Consider the following 19759-nt stretch of genomic DNA (forward strand, 5'->3'; position numbering starts at 1 on the left):
ACAACCTGAAGAAGAAAGAGGGAATACGTGTACTACAATACAAAATGCAGCAATCGAGCATACATCGCAGAGAGGATTATATGTTTGGTCGATGAGTAGTCAAGCCTAAAATGAACTCACTGCGTTCGGGCTTGACAACCCATCTTCCCAACCATGGGTAGTAGCTATGCGATGTATGCATAAGTATCAAGTGGCACTTGATAGATTTAATCATGGTGAAATTTAAAGAAACAATATTTAAATATCAAAGATCTTTATTAATCTTGTTAAAGGTCGACCTTTTTGGTTGATTACAAATCATATTATACGAGGGGGATTAGAATGCGAATGGCCAGGATTGGACTTGTTGGCATAAACGGTTTTGGGAGGACTCATTTAAATACCATAGAAAAACTCGAGAGGAAATATATTGAGTTTAAAGCCTTTTCAGAGATTAACTATGAAAAAAACAAAAGCGAGATAGAGAAATTGAAGTCAAAGGGCGCACATTATTACATGGACTACAGAGAGATGTTGAATAGTGAAGAAGATCTTGATTTTGTGGTATTGTCCACTCCAATTCATCTGCACAGCCCCATGGCTATTCAGGCTATGGAAAAGGGATTTAATGTGCTCTTAGAAAAACCGCCTTCTGTGACAATTCAAGATGTCGATAGGATAATTGAAGTCAGCAAAAAAACAGGTAAGGTTTGTGCAGTAGATTTTCAGAATACCTCAGGTAAAGCCTTTAGAAAACTTTTAGATTACGTGGCTGAAGGACGTTTTGGCAGCCTAAAAAGCCTTGTGGGCATAGGAAGGTGGGAAAGAGATGAATCGTATTATCGGAGGACGCCATGGGCCGGTAAGCTGATGTTTGATGGCAATTATGTTCTCGATGGTACCATTAATAATCCGCTGTCTCATCTTTTAAATAACCTGCTTATACTGGCTGGAGTTTCATGCCATAATGGCGGTGTTCCAGCAGAGGTGACGGCTGAACTGTACCATGGGCACAAAATTGAAAGCGAAGATACAGCGTGTGTGCGCATAATTACTGAGGCCGGAATTGAAATTCTTAGTTATACGACATTGTGCAGTCCCCAGGGAGAGACGCCTTTTATAGTCCTTGAAGGTACTAAAGGCAGTGCATACTGGGCTTACAATAATGAGCTGAAGATAAAATTTTGCGATGGGTCTGACGAGAACTTTGATTTTGGCCCTGAAGATTTGTTTGAAAACATGTATATAAACATGATAAAATCATTATTTCAAAATAATAAACTTTATTGCCCTGTGGAACTTACGCGAAATTTTGTTCTGGCATCTAATGGGGCTTTTGAGTCTTCTGACAGTATCAAAGAAATTCCCGATGATTATTTGATAATTAATAAAGAAGGAGAAAGTGTTGTTACCTACATAAAAGATATTAGCGATATTATAGACCGGGCAAGTTCTGAAAAAAAGCTGTTCTCTGAGGTTGGGGTTCCATGGGCTTTAAAATCCATGCCTTTCAAGTTAAATGGTTATAAAGAATTTAAAAAATACAAAAGAGAAGGTGGTAACCTTGGATAAATTGACAGCAAAAGATGGGATTGAAAAGTAAAATCATTGTGGTTATAAGGTGCGATGAGGTAATATTTCTGATGAGGTTATTAAAAGTGGAATTGATGTTGTAGGCTATGGCAAAATAACCTTAGAAATAACCAAATAACTTAAAAGCCCTACAATAATTGGTATAAAGATATTTTTTGATTTATATGCAACGGCAACAGTTGGAATTGATGCAAGGAAATAGGGATTTACCACGTCTACTTTTTTATTTTGTACCAGTATAGAAGGTATTAAGAGAGCTGCTAAAACAGATACCGGTATGTATTCAAGAAATAGTAAAAACCAGTCAGGCAGTTTAATCCTGGAAAGGCCAATAGCGGGAAGTACCCTGGGTATATATGTAACCACAGACATACCTATTACGATGTATAAAAATTTATAGTTCATTTAATATCACCCCCAAAAGAGAACCTATAATTGCAGCTATTATTATATTGAGATTTCCTGGAATGATGAAATAAAACCATAGCGATAACAGCCCTGAGATGATAGCTATTATGGTTTTTTTTGAGTTATTAAGCTGCATAAATAAAAGTGCTATATACATAGCTGGAAGAGCAAAATCTAGTCCTAAATCCAGCTTACCTCCTATTTTTGCTCCAAACAATGCTCCCAGTGCCGATGACATTACCCAGGAAAGGTAAGATGTCAAAAACAACTGGTATAAGTAGTTTTTTTCAGGCTTAATGCCATTGTTAAAGTCAGTAATGGAAACGGCGTATGATTCGTCGGTGATAAAAAAGGACAGTATGGGAATATGTACAGTGCTGATGTTTTTAAAATATTGTGATAATGATGTACTATACAAAAGATGCCTTAAATTAACTATAAATATTGTGATAATCATAGAAATTGGATCGGCGCCTAATGACCATAGGTTTACTCCTATAAACTGTGCAGATCCTGCATAGCATAGAAGCGAAAAAATGATCACATCAAGAATGGATAGACCGCTTTTAATTCCTAGTACACCGTAGGCGAAACCCAGTGGCAGATACCCAAGGACTATGGGTAATGCGCTTTTAAACCCTTTGTAGTATAAGTTTTTATGCGACAATTCTAATACCCCCTGTCAAAAGTTACAATATATTATATCATACGTCCATATAAAAATGAGAGTTATTTTGGTATAAAAAAGTCGATGGCTGCTGAAATTGCGATTAATGCTATGTGAAAATGTTTTTACAATGGCCATTGGATGTATTATTGTGTATAATTTAAAAGAAGGATTATTTTTATCCAGATATAATGAGGGGAGAGATAAAAGTGAAAACTGGTTTTAGGACAGTAGGGTTTAGCAAGTGGAATATATTTGACGCGTTGAAAAAGATTAAAGAGATAGGGTACGAAGGAGTTGAACTTTGTCTCGAGCATCCTGATATGCAGTCCGAGAAAATGGATGATGAAATGATAGCTGATGTGCGACGTTATCTTGACGGAATAGGTCTTGAAATAGCATCGGTAAGCTATCATGGGGATAATGACCCCCTTGATGTTAAGATATCGAATACTTACAAAGCAATTGATATCGCCAATAAGATAGGGGCATCTATTCTGATAATTAACTGCGAAAAGAAGAGTAATGAAGTCGCCGGTCAGTATGAAAGTCTTGTTAAAAGGATGAAAGACTTTGCATCATATGCAGAGCAACGCGGTATAGTGCTGGCCTTTGAACCAGAACCATTATTGATTATACAGACAGTAGATGATATGATTAGATTAATGGATGATGTTTGTAGTGATAATTTGAAAGTAAATATGGATGTAGGCCATACATATATTACCGATCCGGATTTGCCTGAAGCAATATTAAAGCTTAAAGATAAAATTGTCCATGTGCATCTGGAAGACATAAAAAATAAGGTACACAGTCATCTATACCCGTTGGATGGAGATATAGATTATAAAAAGATGTTTCATGCGTTTGAGGAGATAGGCTATAATGGCTACTATGTAATAGATATGTTTTACATACAGGAAGCACCTGATGTACACGCAAAGGTCTGCTTTGACAGGCTTCAAAAATTGTCATGATACTTTTTATCGTTGAGGGGCTTTGATAGCTATTGCCCCTTATTTTATTTTGTGGTAAAATTAAGAATATATAAAATTGGACGCGAAACGTGTAAAAGCGAGGAGTGTATTTCATGGAAAGATTGGATGAGAAAAGTCCTATAGCATTGTATATTCAATTGAGAAATATATTGATAGATAAGATTAAAAGCGGGCAATGGAAGGTCAATGATAAAATACCTACAGAGAGGGAATTGTGCGATATGTATAATGTAAGCAGAGCAACCGTCAGATTGGCTCTGCAGGAATTAGAGAGAGACGGATACATATATAGGAAGCAAGGCCGTGGAACATTTGTTGCGCCACCTAAGATTGAACAAAATATAACCCATTTTTATAGCTTTAGTGAAGAGATGAAAAAGCGGGGATTAGTTCCATCTTCTAAAATATTGGGTTTTGAAGTTATAAAATCGGACAAAAAATTAGCGGATATTTTAAACCTAAAAGAAGGAGATGAGGTTTTAAGCCTGAAAAGGTTAAGGTTGGCCAATGGCGAGCCTATAATGCTTGAGACATCTTACCTTCCTTACAACATGTGCCGGGATATGACGCGGGAAGATGTGGAGAAGATGTCTCTTTATGAAGCCTTGAGGACAAAATGTGGCATTATTCCTAATAGCGCTGATGAGACCTTTGAGCCGGTTTTAACTAACTCCTACGAAGCAGAGGTATTAAATTATGAGGCAGGTAAGCCTGCGCTGCTTTTAGAGCGAATAACATATTCTTTCGGCACACCGATAGAGTACAATAAGGGCATTGTGAGAGGAGATAGATGTAAGTACCGCGTATCTTTAAAATAGTGACGTTTTATAACCATATCAAGCATATTATACAATCTATGGTATTATTGATTTTGTTGACGAGCAATGGTATATATGTTATTATTAGATTGGTTATAACATTATCATATAAGGGGTGTTCTGGATGCCAGGCGAGATTACATATAAAGAAATTTTGAGACAACCCGATATTTTTAAGTCGGTTTTGGCAAAGGCAAGAGATATAAAGAGCAAGTTTGACAGTTTAGTTGAAAAGGTACGGGCAGATGAGATATTCGTAACGGGCTGTGGTTCGTCTTATTATCTTGCACAGGTTATAGCTAGTTTGTTTAATCACTTTTTGAGGATTCCAACGAGGGCAATACCCTCTTCTGAGTTATTTTTATACCCTGATGATTATTTTACCAACTCTGGTACCATGGTGGTGGGCATGTCTCGTTCAGGCGATACAACTGAAACCGTCAAAGCGTTGGAGATGGCAAAAAACAAAGGATTACCTACTGTTGCATTGACTTGTTACGAGGATAGCACTATAGTCAAAAAAGCCGATTATGCTTTCATATCAGAAGAGGCTAAAGAAGAGAGCGTGGTCATGACTGGGTCTTTTTCCAGCATGTTATTGATCTCTTATTTAATGGTCGCTGATGATGCTAATATCATAAAGCTTCCGGAATTAGCTAAGGCATATGTAGAGAAGTTTGAGGATATTGCAAGGAAAATCATTCAAGATAATTTAATTAAGACCTTTGTGTACTTGGGTTCAGGCCCTTATTATGGTCTTGCCAATGAATCCATGTTAAAGGTAAAGGAGATGTCTATAAGTAATTCAGAAGGATATCATACCCTGGAATTCAGGCACGGACCCAAATCAATAGTCGATAATAATATGCTGGTTACGGCTTTTATATCCGATACTGCCACGGATTATGAGCTAAAACTCTTGAAAGAAATTAAGGGTTATGGTGCTGTTACGTGTGCTATAGGCATCGGTTTAACCGATGAACATGCAGACTATCCTATTGCCATTTCAAAAGAATTGGATCAATGGGCAAGGTTACCGCTTTGTATTATGTTATCGCAATTTATAGCCTATTACAATGCTGTCAAAAAAGGAATAAATTGTGATAGGCCACAGCATCTGGATCAGGTTGTGAAACTTTAAGCGGACATAATTTGTCCGCTTTTTTTATTTGTTTACAGTTTGTTTACAGTTCATTAATAAATTCATGGTATAATTCTATTGTAGTTGAATGAAGGAGGGTTGGCTGTAATGATGATAGAATTGAATAATGTGACAAAAGTATATGGATCTAGGAAAGCGGTTGACAATATAAGTTTTTCTGTCGATAAAGGGGAAATACTTGGCTTTTTAGGACCTAATGGAGCAGGCAAGAGTACCACTATGAAGATGATAACAGGCTATATGCCTCCAACCAGTGGAAGCATAAAGATAGCTGGTTATGATATATTTGAGCAGGCCCTTGAGGCCAAAAAACATCTGGGGTATTTGCCCGAAGTTCCGCCGCTTTATACAGATATGACTGTGGATTCGTACCTGTACTTTGTTTGTGAGTTGAAAGGTGTACCTGTAAACCAGAGAAAAGATAAGATTCAAGAGGTAGTCGAAGAAATAGGATTGACTGAGGTAAGAAAAAGGCTTATAAGGAATTTATCTAAAGGTTATAAACAGAGGGTCGGCTTGGCACAAGCTATAATAGGCGATCCTGATGTCCTTGTGCTGGATGAGCCCACGGTTGGCTTAGACCCTAAACAGATCAAGGAAATAAGAGATATTATAAAAAAATTAGGGAAAAGGCACACCATTATCTTGAGTACCCATATACTTCCAGAGGTTAGTATGGTGTGCGATAGGGTCGTTATTATAAACAAAGGGAAGATAGTAGCTATAGATAAAACAGAGAATCTTTCCAATGCTTTGCAGAATTCAAGAAGGTATTTTGCACAGATAGCAGGGCCTTATAACAAAGTAACAGAGATCATAAAAGGCCTGTACGGAGTAAAGAACGTTCAGGGTGAAGAGGACAAAGAAAACGGTACTGTTCAATTGGAAATAGAGACATCTGTAGAAAGGGATATAAGGAAGGAAATGTTTTTCTCGCTGGCAAAAGCTGGTTATCCTATAATGGAGTTGAGGTCTTTGGGCTACAGCCTTGAAGAGGTGTTCTTGCAGCTTACGACGGAGGAGGAAAAGGATAATGAAAGTATGGGTAATATACAAACGAGAGCTTAAAGCATATTTTCTGTCACCTATGGCTTATGTCTTGCTGGGATTCTTCTTGCTGCTTTCGGGTTATTTCTTTTCAACGTTTATTTTGTCTACACAATATGCCATGATGAGTCCGATATTAGGCAATATGTTGATGGCATTTATGTTTATAAGTCCGATTTTGACTATGAGATTGCTGGCTGAAGAGATGAAAACAGGTACGGATCAATTACTGATGACATCGCCGATTACGACGACTGATATAGTGGTAGGAAAATTTTTGGCGGCATTGACGGTATATTTGTTAGGATTAGTAATTACCTTTTTATACCCCATATACCTAAAATTGTTTGGTTCGCCGGATATGGGTCCTATAATAACAGGTTATATTGGCATGCTGCTGGCGGGTGCGGCATTTATAGCTGTAGGTTTATTTGCTTCATCTTTGACAGAAAATCAGATGATAGCAGGCGTTATAGGTTTTGCGCTGCTCTTGATTTTCTGGATTATAAACTGGTTGGGAGATGCATTTCAGGGCAAAGCAAAGCAGATTGTGGAAAGCATATCTCTGTTACAGAGGTTGGATAGCTTTCAGAAAGGTATTTTAAGCGTCAACGATATAGTGTTTTTCTTGAGCTTCATAGTATTTTTCGTCTTTGTTTCAATAATGGTTGTGGATAAAAGGCGTTGGAGTTAGGAGGTGTTTTGATGAATAAAATCAGGTTGAAATACGGAAGCAATGCCCTTTTAGTTACGGCTATTCTCCTGGCCATCTTGATATTGGTCAATGTCATTCTGGCTCAAAAGCCTATTAAATGGGATATGACCAAGACAGGTCAATATTCATTGTCGGATCAGACAAAACAGGTTCTCAAAAATTTAAAGACAGACGTTACGGTTTATGCTTTTTTTAAGGACGGAAGTGGTAGTAAGGATAGAGTAAAGAGCCTTTTAGATGAGTATTCTACCGTTTCTAAAAGGGTAAAGGTTATATTTATAGATCCTGATAAAGATCCGGCAACTGCCAAAAAATACGGCGTGACGGATTACGATACCACGGTGTTTATTGCTGGCTCAGGCGCCAACGAAAAGCGTCAGGTAGTAAATGGGTATGATATTTTTGGCATGTCGCAGGATCCTACCCAGTCTACGTTTAATGGTGAGCAGGAGTTTACTCAGGCCATCATAAATGTAACGCAGCAGAAAAAGATAAATGCGTATATTATTCAAGGTCATGATGAATTAAACAGTATAGATTATATGCTTACATTTAAGAACTCATTGACAGGAGAAGGGTATTATGTTAATGACCTGAACATGGCCCAATCAGGCGGTATTCCGAAAGATGCTAAACTTATAGTAATTGCAAATCCGAAGAGGGATTTTAATCAGCAAGAGATGAATGCTCTGAAAGATTACTTCAATAAGGGCGGTAAAGCCATAATTATGATGGGAGCAGAAAATGGTCCTTTGACACAGAAATCAATAAACGAGTTGCTTTCCCAGTGGGGCGTAAAAGTACAAAACGATGTGGTTGTAGATCCTGGCAGAAACTACTTTATGAATGCACTGTCGCCGGTGCCAGAGTACAAATTCCACACTATAACGAATAAGCTAGATTTTGCAAACTTTGCCATGGTTATGCCAAGCTCCAGAAGCATTACCTATCCTGAGAAATCCAGTGGAGATATATTAGTAGAACCACTACTGGCGACCAGTGATAAAGCATGGGGTGAAACCAATTTTACTAAGAAGCAAGCAACTTATGATAACAAGGATATAAAAGGCCCATTGACATTAGGTGTAGCTATATCCAACAAAAAGACGGGCATGAAGATAGTTGTCTTGGGCAATGATCTTATCGCTACAGATAATGTTATAGGCCTGGAAGCTAACAAAGACTTTTTGATGAATTGTGCTAACTGGATGGCAGATAAGACCAGTCAGATATCTATAAGGGCAAAATCATTGGGCTTGACACAGATATTCCTGACAGGAAATGAAGCCAAATTGATATTTTATTCTACTGTCGTTGTAGTACCTTTGATTATGTGGATTCTAGGCGGTTTCATATGGTTTAGGAGGAGAGCTCTATGAAACTGTTTAGAAATACTATTATACTCTTGGTGGTTTTGGTGGGTCTTCTGGGTTATTACTATTATACCCAGAAGACGGCAAAACCTGCAGAGAGCAATGTGGTATTGGATATTAAAAAGAGCGATATCGCTTCAATAAATATAGATCAGGGAGGAAAGAATTTACTCAGCTTAACAAGAGTTAATGGCAAATGGGAAATGACAAAACCCATAAAGTACGATGTTGACAGCATCAATTTAAATGATTTATTGAATACAGCCTCGTCCATGAAAGCAGAGAGGAAATTTAGCAGTAATGATCTGGGAAAGTATGGACTTGATAGGCCTGCATATACTGCTTATATAGGCTTGTCCAACAATAAAAATATAGAATTGAAGATTGGAAGTAAATCACCGGTGGGAATGTCCTATTTTGTAAAAGTGTCTGATAAACCGGACGTTTATATGGTACAGGCCACAGATGTCGAAAAGTTTATGCTGTCAAATGACTATGTCTATCAGTATGTACAAAAATATATATTTTTAACAGCGAAAGACAAGATAAACAAAATAGCATATATAAAATCGGGTAATGAATATCCCATTCAGAAGAATAAGGATGGCAGCTGGGTTATAAATGGCAAAAAATTAAATAATAATGATGTGGATAAACTTCTAGACGATATAGTATTACTTCAAATTTCAGGCATTGACCTGGGCAAATCGCCGTCAAAGGATAAATACGATTTTGGGCTGGCGGTTTATGGGGATAACAGCGAAGAAAAGGCGTATTTTGTGACAAGGGATAAAAATAGTTCTTATGTGATAAAAGACGATAAAAGCCTGGGAATGTATACGTCCTCGGATAAATTGGCTGAACTGTTATCAGATTTGATGAGGGTCATTAAGTGATGAAAGTTGTTGAGGGCATGTCATACGTGAGGATGCGGTCAGTGAAGAACCGCAATAAAATAAATTCGTATGACATGCTTTTAATTGATTATTAATTCAAGTATTCCCAGTAATATAATAATGCAACTGGATATTATACCGGCATATTTTTCAATGGTTTTTGATAGCAGCTGTTTCCCCATGCGAAGTCCTATAAAAAGTGCCATGGTGCTTAAAATAAATGTCAAAATAGATGAAATAAGCGCGTCGAATTTTGAAATACCTGCCCCAAAACCGACACCGATATTATTTACAGCCAGCACAAATCCCAATATTATTGATTCTTTTAGATCTATAAAACCTGATTTATTTATATCGACTTTTTCAGGATTTTCTATATATTCGCTGTATGACAGGATTTCTTTATCATGTTCTTTAATTTTTTGCTTTGCTTTTCTAACTGTGCTTATCAATGCGCTTGTCAGGCTCTGTGTACCTATAACGATTAAGAATATGCCGCCTATATAATTAGCAATACCAGCGTAAATAAAAGATATAAAAAATTTTCCTAATGACATGGACAGGTATGTACCTATAAATGATATTAGAGCGATGGTCAAATTGCCCGTCATGTTTATTCTTAGGTTTTTTATCCCCATGGCTATCCCCACAACCAGATTGTCGATGTTGGAGCAAAGGGCAATGAGTATCATGGATAAATAATACATAAATTTACCTCCCGAATTATTTTGCTATTACATTATATGTGAGAGTTTCCGGAAGGTTATAGGTAAAATCCCATGGGGAAATACAGCAGAATTTTATTTTTCCACAAGGTATTTCCAGTAACGATGGGGCATGTATTGGCGCTGCAATTTTGGATTAAGTCGTTCTTTTATTGCTATATTTTTAAAATACTCTTTCCACATATTCTGGTATTCCGTCTCTTCCCTTGAATCTATGAGCATGTCTGGGTTTGGAGGTATGTCTGTTATTACCCATTGTTTTTTGTCATATACGACCGATATATTCCTCTTAACATCGTGTATGATAAAAAATTGGTCTGCAAAACGCCTGGCAAAATGGGATGCGATTAATCCAATGATATTGTGATCAGGGCTTATAGGGGCGTAGTATATTCCACTGGCTAAAAGCCTGAAGCGGATTAGCCCAAGCATGCGGTGGGCTTCATTAGCGACTTTTTGCTTTATTTTATGGATATTTAATACCGTATCATTGGAGAGATACCTGTCTATATTGCGGCCGATTTTAAATCCTGCTCGTACATAATGGTATATAAGGGTGGAGCTATCTTCAATTTCAGATAAGTAAACGTATAATACGTTTTTTAATGCTTCTTTTGATATTTTATCTCTGATGGCGTTACAGACTTTATCGGATTTTACAGGGTCGGTATCAATGTAGAGGTATTTGTCAAACAGGTTTTGCTGGAATATGTTTCTTTTCACGATTTTATCCGGTTGTTCCCTGCGGTAATAGGAATCATATATTGCTGTCATCAAACCATCGAAACTCCCATCATAAATATAGTAGAGCATTATGATATTCTCCTCCGATTTATTAATTGTTATAGTTCCCCCGCAATAACTGATTTGACATCCTGCATAGATATGAATTGTAGTCCACTATCTTCCGAAAAAATTTCCGGGTACATTGAAAACATAGAGAGCTGTTCGTGACTTTTTTTATCTTTTGTTTCGGGTAATAGATGCTGCTTTATGTGGATTGCATTGAAATGGCAATCGCCATAGTATTTGCCCTGACATGTTATGAAATATTTTGCCCTTTTTAAGACTACACCGATTTTTTTAAGGGTATCGTAGTTTAATGGGCCGACTCTTCTGGCCGAAATTATACGCTTTGCTGACCGCACCCCTATACCTGGGACTCTCAACAGCATTTCATAATCGGCTTTATTTATTTCTATTGGAAATAAGTGGAGGTTTCTGAGAGCCCAGTCGGCTTTAGGATCAAGGACTGGATCTAAATAGGGGTGAGTATCGTCAAGAAGTTCATCGGCATTAAATTTATAAAACCGGAGAAGCCAGTCGGCCTGGTATAACCGGTGTTCTCTTAACAGTGGAGGGGCTGATATTGCGGGTAGATTTGGATGTTGTGATACAGGGATATATGCGGAATAGTATACTCGCTTTAATTTAAAATGCTTGTAAAGACTTTCGGAGAGTTTTAATATCATCCTATCGCTTTCAGGCGTTGCACCGATTATAAGCTGGGTGGTTTGGCCGGCCGGGACGAAGGGCTTTGATGTTTTTACGAGCTTGTTGTCTTCTTTCTTTTTTGTTATCTGGTTATTCTCTATTATCTGGTTGCCGATAAAACTCATAGGAACCAGGATGGATGTTTTACTTTTTTGGGGAGCCAATAGTTTTAGAGACTTTTCGGTCGGCAGCTCAATATTTACGCTCATGCGGTCCACATAGTAACCCGCTGCTTTTATAAGGTTTAAATCTGCGCCTGGTATAGCTTTTAGGTGTATATATCCGTTGAAATGGTAATCTTCTCGCAATTTGCGTACGGTTTCCAACAATAGCTCCATGGTATAATCAGGGCTTTTATATACTGCAGAGCTTAAAAAAAGACCTTCTATGTAATTTCTTCTATAAAAGTTGATAGTCAGCTCTGCCAGTTCTTCGGGTGTAAATATAGCCCTTGGTATGTCATTGGATGATCTGTTTATACAGTAAACGCAGTTGTACATACATATGTTTGTAAAGAGGATCTTCAAAAGTGATATACACCTGCCATCATCCGCCCAGCTGTGGCATATACCTGCAAAATAAGCATTGCCTATACCATTGCCAGTGTTTTTTCTCATACTACCGCTGGATGAACAGGAGACATCGTATTTAGCGGAAGCTGAAAGTATCTGGATTTTTTCTAAAAGATTCATATAAACTTCGCCGCAGGTACCCCTGGCTTTTATTAGCAGAGGTAGCGGCGTCCACCTGCCTTTCCGTTCACCAACTTCTTTCTTCTCATTTATTTTACCACAAAAGTATAAAATATCAAACATATGTTTGTGTATATGTGAAAATTAATGTGGAGGGATTGACAGAACAGGAACAATATAGTAGCATAGTTATTAATATTAACAAAATAAGTAAAGGAGAGGATTTGATGAAAAAAATTTTTTTACTGGCTCTTCTCAGTGTATTTTTAATTTCAATACCTGTGTCTGGCCTTGCGCAAACAGCCGATAATTACATGACACGGGGTGAGTTTGTTGAACAATTAATACAGCAAGCGGGGATTGACTTGGGCGGCAAAACTGTCCAGCAATATCTGGTGGAGAGAGGGATTCTTCTGGGCGACGGCAAAGGCAATTACAACTTGAATCAACCTATAACCTACAGGCAAATCGGTTTTATACTGAGCAGATTTTATGGTTTATCTAAAATGGATGCGCATCAGCTTAAGGAAAATGAAAAATATATTTATGCTCTGGAAGAGGGATTTTTGCCAAGATATGTTACACTAGACAACAAGGTAACATCTTCTGAGGGCAAAAAGATTATTGAATTGCTATTTTCAAAGTCTAAAGAGGCTTATGAAATATTAAAAAAGGTTTCCAGTTCAGAAATGAACACCATGCGACTCAACGCAGATCTTAAAATAGGAATGGATTTCAAAGATAAAAACATCATCTCCTTTGATTCAATGAACATGACCGTAAGTGCCGAGATGGATACAAATACAGGCGTTTACGAAAAAATAGGTATTGACATACCGCTAATAGGTTACAAAGAAATAGAAGAATACATAATAGGGGATAGAATTTATATGAAATCACCTGAAGATAATCAATGGGTGTATACGACTGTGCAAGGGTTATCCACTTTAAAAGGTGCGGAAAACATGAAGATGCCAGATGTGCTCAGTGAAGATACTTTGTACAGAATGGTTAGTAATTCTGTGATTGACGGAAAAGAGGTTTATGTAATTAATACATATATAAAAATAACTGATATGAAAAAGTTGGATGAGGTTATGAATATGCTGGGAATGAATGATTTCATGGGTATGAATTACAGCAATATGTTTGAAGGCATGTATGGTAAATACACTTATTATGTAGACACAAAGACAAATAATATTGTCAGGGTAGATATAGCGTCTAAAATCTATTTTAAAGATGGTATTTTAGAAAATGGTCAGCCTGTGCCTTTAAAGTGGGAAATGATCAGTGGTTCAATGAACTACAGCAATATCAATGACCCTGATATAAAAGTAGTTCTCCCGGATGAGGCTAAAAACGCCCAAGAATTAACAATGCCCGATATGCCTCAAAAATAAATAAAGAAAAAATCCCGGACTGTATTTTTTAATACGGCTCGGGATTTTTTCTTTCAATCTTTGCCAGTTCATGCTTTTATAACATTATTTCTGCTCTGTCCTTTATTGATATGTTGTCCAAATCCACATTACAGGTATAGGCGTAGGTTTCTACTCCTTTAGATACAGCCAGCCTTAGAGCAGCGCCGAAATCCGGGTCTGTCCTGTCGTTGGGCGTAAAATATTTAATGCCGTCCATCTGAATTACAAAGACAATAGCTGCTCTCATGCCGCTTTCTTTTATTTTTATCAGCTCATTTACGTGTTTTACACCTCTTTGGGTAGGTGCATCGGGAAACATTGCCACATCATTTTCTTCAAGGGTGACCCCTTTTACCTCTATGTAGCATATATCGTCGGTAGTTTTTAGCATGATATCAAGGCGGCTTTCCCCGTAATTTTTTTCTCTCAGCACCTCATCATAGGTGGCAAATTCTTCGATTTTTTTGTTGAGAAGGGCTTCGTAGAAAACCTTGTTTGGTACGCTGGAATCTATGGATATTAGTCTGCGGCCTTTTAAGACGTACGAAAGTTCATAAGGAGTTTTTCTGCCAGGCCTGTTTCTTACTTCCAGAAAGACCGGGGCTCCTGGTATAAACAGTTCTTTGCATCTTCCTGAATTGGGAACGTGGACCAGATTTGTCTGACCATGTATGTCTACCTGCGCCTCAAAGCGATTAAGTCTCTTTATAAACGTTGCTTCGATGATAGGATTGGTTATTTTCATTACGCTTATCATTCTTAAAACTTATTGTAGACGAAGATTTCATTGAGAGACTTTTTGGGCCTTTCAGCAGGATATTCTTTGGGGTAACCCATAGGTACGGTTATAAATGGTTCATAATTTGTCGGGATATTTAAAAGGGCCCGTGCTTTTTCCCTGTCAAACCATCCCACCCAGCATGCGCCTATTCCCAGTTCAGTAGCTTCCAATACCATGTTTTGTACTGCTATAGCTCCAGCTACTTCGCGGCCTTTTTCTACGCATCCAACAATGATTACGGCAGCATCGGATATAAACTCTTGAAAACAGCATGTGGAAGCATATTCTTTTATAAGAGCCTTATCCTTGATTACGACGAATTTATAAGGCTGCCGGTTATTGCCCGATGGAGCCAGGCGTCCTGCCTCCATGATGGTATTTAGGTCCTCTTCGGAAATCTCTTTGTTGGAAAAACTCCTTATGCTTCTCCTGGTTTTAATCGCTTCAAACACATCCATTTGCATCCCTCCAATTAAATATATAATAACCAATATTATTTTTATTGTCAAAAATAAATTGCCTATCTTAGGTAAGTACTTTGAGAGGAATTTCATGACTTGCGTAGAAGTATTATATAATAGCAACAAGAAAACAATTGCAAAAGCGATAGAGTGGGGTGACTAAATGAAAGAAAGAATTAAACTTATTAAAGGAGATATAGTAGAACAAGAAGTTGATGCTATTGTCAATGCTGCTAATTCGGCATTAGCTGGAGGCGGTGGCGTTGACGGCGCAATACACAGGGCAGGAGGTCCTACTATTGATGAAGAATGTAGGGTTATAAGGGAACAATGTGGAGGATGTCCAACAGGTCATGCAGTAATAACAGGTGGTGGAAATTTAAAAGCGAAATATGTAATTCATGCTGTTGGGCCTATATGGAAAGGTGGCAATTTCAATGAAGACAATCTTTTGGCAAGTGCGTACATAGAAAGTCTAAAATTAGCTGAGGAATACAATATAAAGACAATAGCTTTTCCATCAATAAGCACAGGGGCGTATGGTTTCCCTGTTGAAAGGGCTGCGCGAATTGCACTTAGGACAGTGGCAGATTATCTTGTGAATAGTGATATAAAAGAAGTCAGATTTATACTTTTTAGTGAGAGGGATTATGAGGTATACTTAAAAGCATATAATGAACTATAGCTAAGTATTGTGATAAATAAATTTATATTACAAAAATGAGCATTTGCCTTTATATTTTAATATATAGAAGGAGATGAAGGATGTGCAGCTGGAATGCGGGTTAGCTGAAGAAAGTTATAAGTATATAGCGGGGAAGCTTGTTGATTTTACACGAAAAAAATTTGATTTGGTATCGGGCAGGAGAGATTGGGTTGCATTTCAGCTTATGCTTAAGGGCGATGAGGAGTTTACGGTTTCTACAGGGGACAACCCCACGTTTTCGGTAAAAGGGCCATTACTCAATATAAGGGTGCACGTGGAAGTAGAAGGCATACCGCAATCCTGTATAAGATTGTATCCCATAGGTACTGTGGAAGATGATGACGGGATACAAAAAGCTGACATGCTGCTAAAGAATGAGGTTGTGACAGTGGCAAAAGATGCAGTCCAGCCCATATGGGTTGAGATTGATATTCCCGAAGATGTGCAGCCAGGGAATCACCAGGGCACCATAAGTATTTTTGCCCATAGGATGTTTGAGGATGAGAAAAAAGTGGCTGCTATGTTCTTCAATGTGATGGTAAAAGATGTGGTGCTTCCCAGGCCTTCTGAATATCGTTTTCACCTGGATCTCTGGCAGCATTTATCGAATATCGCCCGAAAACATGAGGTACGTTTATGGAGTGATGAACATTTTAGGGTATTGGAGGAATACGTAAAGTCCCTGGCGCAATTAGGGCAAAAGGCCATAACTATCATCGCTTCAGAGATACCATGGTCAGGCCAGCGAAGCTATAGGGTTAAAGATTATCCTTCTGACATGTTTGAGTACAGTATGGTAAAGGTAGAGAAGGATTTAAACGGAAACTTTATATACGACTTTTCAGCAGTAAAACGTTATATTGAACTATGCTTTAAATACGGAATAGATAAAGAGATTGAGGTATTTGGGCTGTGCAATATATGGGAAGACGATGAGTTCGGTTATGGCAAAGTGGCCACCGATTATCCTGATGCCATAAGGGTTCGCTATTATGATAGAGCCGATAGCTGTTATAAGTATATGAGAGACGCTAAAGATATTTCGGCGTACATAAAGGCCCTGGAGTCCTTTTTTATAGAAAACGGTTGGATAGAACTTGTGCGCATTATAGCCGATGAACCGTCTGATATGGAATTATATGAGAAGAGGTTGGAAGCCATCAAAAATGCAGCTCCTCAATTTAAATTCAAAGCTGCCATTAATCATGCAGAGTTTATAAAGAGGTTCAAAAGGCAGATAAGCGATTATGTGCCCATGTTGCCGTGTGTCTGCCAAGAATGGGATTCTCTTAAGGAGATGGCCGGAAAAGATATCGAAAGGTTGTTATGGTATGTGTGCTGCTGGCCCTTATATCCAAATACGTTTATTTCATCCCCATTGCTGGAAAGCCGCCTGATCGGTTTGCTGACAGCATATATGAATTTTGACGGATTTTTGCGCTGGAATTATACGGTATGGCCCGAGAAGCCAAGAGAACGTATATCATTTAGATATCCTGAGTGGAGAGCAGGAGATACCAATTTTGTATATCCTGGTATGGATGGAGCACCAATTTTGACTATAAGGTATAAAAACCTCAAGAGAGGTATAGAGGATTACGAATTAATACAGATGTTGAAAGGCGTACATCCCCATTCGGATGAAATACTTTCTAAAGTGTGGAGCAGGATATTTAAGTTTAAAGATATCGCAGAATTGGCCCCAGAAGCAGGTAAAAAGCCTGAAGAATTATACAGCCTTGATTATGAGGATTACATGGCAGTAAAGGAGTATTTGCTTGATGAAATTTCGCAATATAAAGATTAAGTATTAAAAAGTCTATACGCGGTCAAATATGGTAGCGTATAGACTTTTTATCATCAATAATTTTCTACAAGCACCTCAAAATAACCTTGAGGATGAGAACATGCTGGACAAACTTCAGGGGCGCTTTCACCTTCATAAATATATCCGCAATTATTGCATTTCCAGAGGACCTTTTTACCCTTACTAAACACCGTATTATTTTCTATATTGGTAAGGAGTTTCCTATATCTCTCCTCGTGGTGTTTTTCCACTTCTGCTATTTTTCTAAATGAATTGGCTATATCCTTAAAGCCTTCTTGCTCTGCTACTTCAGCAAAGTAAGGATAAAGCTGAACCCATTCTTCATTTTCGCCGCTAGCGGCAGCTAACAGATTTGACCTTGTATCGCCAAGACTGACAGGATATGTAGCATTTATCTCTACGGTTTCACCGTTTAATTCTCCGTTTAAAAGTTTGAAAAATACCTTGGCGTGTTCTTTTTCGTTTTCAGCTGTTTCTAAGAATATATTAGCTATCTGGATATATCCTTCTTTTCTTGCAACTGAAGCGTAATAGGTGTATCTGTTTCTTGCTTGAGATTCACCTGCAAAAGCCTTCATCAGATTTTCAGCAGTTTTTGTGCCTTTTAAGTTTGCCATTTCTTTTACCACTCCTTTTTGTTTTCTTAAAAAACTTTCTTCCTGTAAATAAAGAAAATTCTTTAAGAATATTATAGCAAATCTTACATAAAAAACAACCGCCTTTGGCTATTCCAGGTAAATATAAAGAGGCTAAAAAATGATTGACATATGCTTTTTTTTATTATACAATAAGTAAAACACTTTAATACTTTATCATATTAAAGAGGTGAAGTGATTGTATTTACCTGATGGGGTTAAAGACTATCTCTCTGATGAGCTAATGATAAAGAGAAAAATCGAGTTTAAGCTGAGAGAGTTGTTTATATCATGGGGATATGAGGAAATTTTACCACCTTCTTTTGAATACTATGATACGTTTAAAAATACGTTAAGATCCATAGATGAAAAGGATATATTCAGGTTTTTTGATAAAGAGGGGGATATACTGGCGCTAAGGCCTGACGTTACCACGCAGATCGCCAGAATAATAGCTGCCAGGTACAAAGACAATATGGTAAAGAGGTTTTGCTATATCACCAATGTATTCAGATACGATGAACCCCAGGCCGGAAGGCTCAGGGAATTTACCCAGGGGGGAATAGAACTCGCAGGCATAAAATCTGATGAAGCGGATGCTGAAGTAATAGCACTGGCAATCCGGGCGCTTAATGACATAGGTATTTATGATTTTAAGATAGACGTGGGACAAGTAGAATTTCTTGATGGTTTTTTTGAGGATTTACATCTTAGAGATGAATTGGTAGAGAAACTAAAATTGTATGTTTCCATGAAAAACCTTTCAGGTCTTGAAAGGTATCTGGATGAGCTGGATATAGACGTGAGCGTGAAACAATTACTTTTAATGCTTCCTGAGCTTTTTGGTGGATATGAGGTTCTGGATAAGGCAAGGGCCATGACGTCTAACAGAAAAGCCCTTGACGCTATAGAGAATTTGCGGGGCATTTACAGCGTACTAAAAGACCTGGAAATGGACAGATACGTGATTTTCGACCTGGGCACTACGCAGAAGTTGAATTACTATACCGGCATAGTATTTAAGGGATTTGTAAGAGACATAGGATATGGTATTCTAGCGGGTGGACGCTACGATAATTTGGTATCCAATTTTGGGATAAATAGGGCGGCGGTAGGCTTTGCTATTGGCATAGAAAGGGCGATGCTGGCACTTGTTAAACAGCATGGTGATGGTGTAAATCTACCTAAAAAAACATTGATCATCTATTCAAGAGCTAAGATCAAAGATGCGTTTTTAAAGGCCGAGGAAATGAGGAAAGAAGGTAAGATCGTAGAACTTGCGCTAAACAGTGACTCTTCGCGGTATGATTTGCAAAGGTATAGCGATGTAATCTCGCTTTTATAACACAGAATAATA

General features: G+C 37.9%; 20 protein-coding genes. 12 read left to right on the forward strand and 8 right to left on the reverse strand.

What is annotated here, in order from left to right:
- Positions 1 to 321: 321 nt before the first annotated feature.
- Entirely contained in the window at positions 322 to 1551 is a 1230-nt protein-coding gene (locus tag BUB87_RS08745) for a Gfo/Idh/MocA family protein (protein WP_073344239.1), read from the forward strand.
- Between the two features lie 105 nt (positions 1552 to 1656).
- On the opposite strand, the gene BUB87_RS08750 is transcribed toward BUB87_RS08745, so the two are convergent.
- On the reverse strand, positions 1657 to 1977 hold the full coding sequence (locus BUB87_RS08750; RefSeq protein WP_073344242.1) for an AzlD domain-containing protein: 321 nt from the start codon (positions 1975 to 1977) through the stop codon (positions 1657 to 1659).
- Positions 1967 to 2647 carry an AzlC family ABC transporter permease gene (locus tag BUB87_RS08755; RefSeq protein ID WP_073344245.1) on the reverse strand — a complete coding sequence of 227 codons (681 nt, stop codon included), beginning with the start codon at positions 2645 to 2647 and terminating at the stop codon, positions 1967 to 1969. The genes BUB87_RS08750 and BUB87_RS08755 overlap by 11 nt, the downstream gene beginning before the upstream one ends.
- 209 nt (positions 2648 to 2856) lie before the next feature.
- Between BUB87_RS08755 and BUB87_RS08760 the strand changes: the two genes are divergently transcribed.
- From BUB87_RS08760 to BUB87_RS08790, 7 genes are all read left to right on the forward strand, one after another.
- Positions 2857 to 3624, forward strand: coding sequence for a sugar phosphate isomerase/epimerase family protein (locus tag BUB87_RS08760; protein ID WP_073344248.1), 768 nt, complete (start codon positions 2857 to 2859; stop codon positions 3622 to 3624).
- Positions 3625 to 3737: 113 nt separating this feature from the next.
- Positions 3738 to 4463 (forward strand): GntR family transcriptional regulator, encoded by a 726-nt coding sequence (locus tag BUB87_RS08765; protein WP_073344251.1) that lies wholly within the window; start codon positions 3738 to 3740, stop codon positions 4461 to 4463.
- Positions 4464 to 4587: 124 nt separating this feature from the next.
- Positions 4588 to 5604 carry an SIS domain-containing protein gene (locus BUB87_RS08770; RefSeq protein ID WP_073344254.1) on the forward strand — a complete coding sequence of 339 codons (1017 nt, stop codon included), beginning with the start codon at positions 4588 to 4590 and terminating at the stop codon, positions 5602 to 5604.
- 108 nt (positions 5605 to 5712) lie between these two features.
- A complete protein-coding gene (locus BUB87_RS08775) occupies positions 5713 to 6693 on the forward strand; it encodes an ABC transporter ATP-binding protein (protein ID WP_084111087.1) in 981 nt (326 codons plus the stop codon).
- Entirely contained in the window at positions 6659 to 7366 is a 708-nt protein-coding gene (locus BUB87_RS08780; protein ID WP_073344257.1) for an ABC transporter permease, read from the forward strand. The genes BUB87_RS08775 and BUB87_RS08780 overlap by 35 nt, the downstream gene beginning before the upstream one ends.
- A gap of 11 nt (positions 7367 to 7377) precedes the next feature.
- Positions 7378 to 8766 carry a GldG family protein gene (locus BUB87_RS08785; protein WP_073344261.1) on the forward strand — a complete coding sequence of 463 codons (1389 nt, stop codon included), beginning with the start codon at positions 7378 to 7380 and terminating at the stop codon, positions 8764 to 8766.
- Positions 8763 to 9656 carry a DUF4340 domain-containing protein gene (locus BUB87_RS08790; RefSeq protein ID WP_073344264.1) on the forward strand — a complete coding sequence of 298 codons (894 nt, stop codon included), beginning with the start codon at positions 8763 to 8765 and terminating at the stop codon, positions 9654 to 9656. The genes BUB87_RS08785 and BUB87_RS08790 overlap by 4 nt, the downstream gene beginning before the upstream one ends.
- 80 nt (positions 9657 to 9736) lie before the next feature.
- On the opposite strand, the gene BUB87_RS08795 is transcribed toward BUB87_RS08790, so the two are convergent.
- The 3 genes from BUB87_RS08795 to BUB87_RS08805 all read right to left on the reverse strand — a co-directional run bounded on the left by BUB87_RS08795 (position 9737) and on the right by BUB87_RS08805 (position 12567).
- Complete coding sequence (locus BUB87_RS08795; protein ID WP_073344267.1) at positions 9737 to 10363, reverse strand: manganese efflux pump; 627 nt, start codon at positions 10361 to 10363, stop codon at positions 9737 to 9739.
- A 93-nt stretch (positions 10364 to 10456) separates the two neighbouring features.
- On the reverse strand, positions 10457 to 11194 hold the full coding sequence (locus BUB87_RS08800; RefSeq protein WP_073344270.1) for a TIGR03915 family putative DNA repair protein: 738 nt from the start codon (positions 11192 to 11194) through the stop codon (positions 10457 to 10459).
- Positions 11195 to 11223: 29 nt separating this feature from the next.
- Positions 11224 to 12567 carry a putative DNA modification/repair radical SAM protein gene (locus BUB87_RS08805; protein WP_073344273.1) on the reverse strand — a complete coding sequence of 448 codons (1344 nt, stop codon included), beginning with the start codon at positions 12565 to 12567 and terminating at the stop codon, positions 11224 to 11226.
- Positions 12568 to 12794: 227 nt separating this feature from the next.
- Here BUB87_RS08805 and BUB87_RS08810 point away from each other — a divergent pair, with 227 nt between their 5' ends.
- Entirely contained in the window at positions 12795 to 13970 is a 1176-nt protein-coding gene (locus tag BUB87_RS08810) for a DUF6612 family protein (RefSeq protein WP_073344275.1), read from the forward strand.
- A gap of 76 nt (positions 13971 to 14046) precedes the next feature.
- Here the strand turns inward: BUB87_RS08810 and sfsA are convergent, their stop codons facing one another.
- Positions 14047 to 14736: a DNA/RNA nuclease SfsA gene (gene sfsA, locus BUB87_RS08815; RefSeq protein ID WP_073344384.1), complete on the reverse strand. Its 690-nt coding sequence runs from the start codon at positions 14734 to 14736 to the stop codon at positions 14047 to 14049.
- 14 nt (positions 14737 to 14750) lie between these two features.
- A complete protein-coding gene (locus BUB87_RS08820; protein ID WP_073344279.1) occupies positions 14751 to 15230 on the reverse strand; it encodes a nitroreductase family protein in 480 nt (159 codons plus the stop codon).
- Between the two features lie 166 nt (positions 15231 to 15396).
- Between BUB87_RS08820 and BUB87_RS08825 the strand changes: the two genes are divergently transcribed.
- Together BUB87_RS08825 and BUB87_RS08830 are read left to right on the forward strand one after the other, a co-directional pair.
- Positions 15397 to 15918, forward strand: coding sequence for an O-acetyl-ADP-ribose deacetylase (locus BUB87_RS08825; RefSeq protein WP_073344282.1), 522 nt, complete (start codon positions 15397 to 15399; stop codon positions 15916 to 15918).
- A 73-nt stretch (positions 15919 to 15991) separates the two neighbouring features.
- Positions 15992 to 17746 carry a DUF4091 domain-containing protein gene (locus tag BUB87_RS08830; protein ID WP_084111093.1) on the forward strand — a complete coding sequence of 585 codons (1755 nt, stop codon included), beginning with the start codon at positions 15992 to 15994 and terminating at the stop codon, positions 17744 to 17746.
- A gap of 53 nt (positions 17747 to 17799) precedes the next feature.
- On the opposite strand, the gene rbr is transcribed toward BUB87_RS08830, so the two are convergent.
- Positions 17800 to 18384 (reverse strand): rubrerythrin, encoded by a 585-nt coding sequence (gene rbr, locus BUB87_RS08835; RefSeq protein ID WP_073344288.1) that lies wholly within the window; start codon positions 18382 to 18384, stop codon positions 17800 to 17802.
- A gap of 217 nt (positions 18385 to 18601) precedes the next feature.
- Between rbr and hisZ the strand changes: the two genes are divergently transcribed.
- Complete coding sequence (hisZ, locus tag BUB87_RS08840; protein WP_084111096.1) at positions 18602 to 19747, forward strand: ATP phosphoribosyltransferase regulatory subunit; 1146 nt, start codon at positions 18602 to 18604, stop codon at positions 19745 to 19747.
- Positions 19748 to 19759: the final 12 nt, after the last annotated feature.

The organism is Caldanaerobius fijiensis DSM 17918 (assembly GCF_900129075.1).
Classification (GTDB): Bacteria; Bacillota; Thermoanaerobacteria; order Thermoanaerobacterales; family Caldanaerobiaceae; genus Caldanaerobius; species Caldanaerobius fijiensis.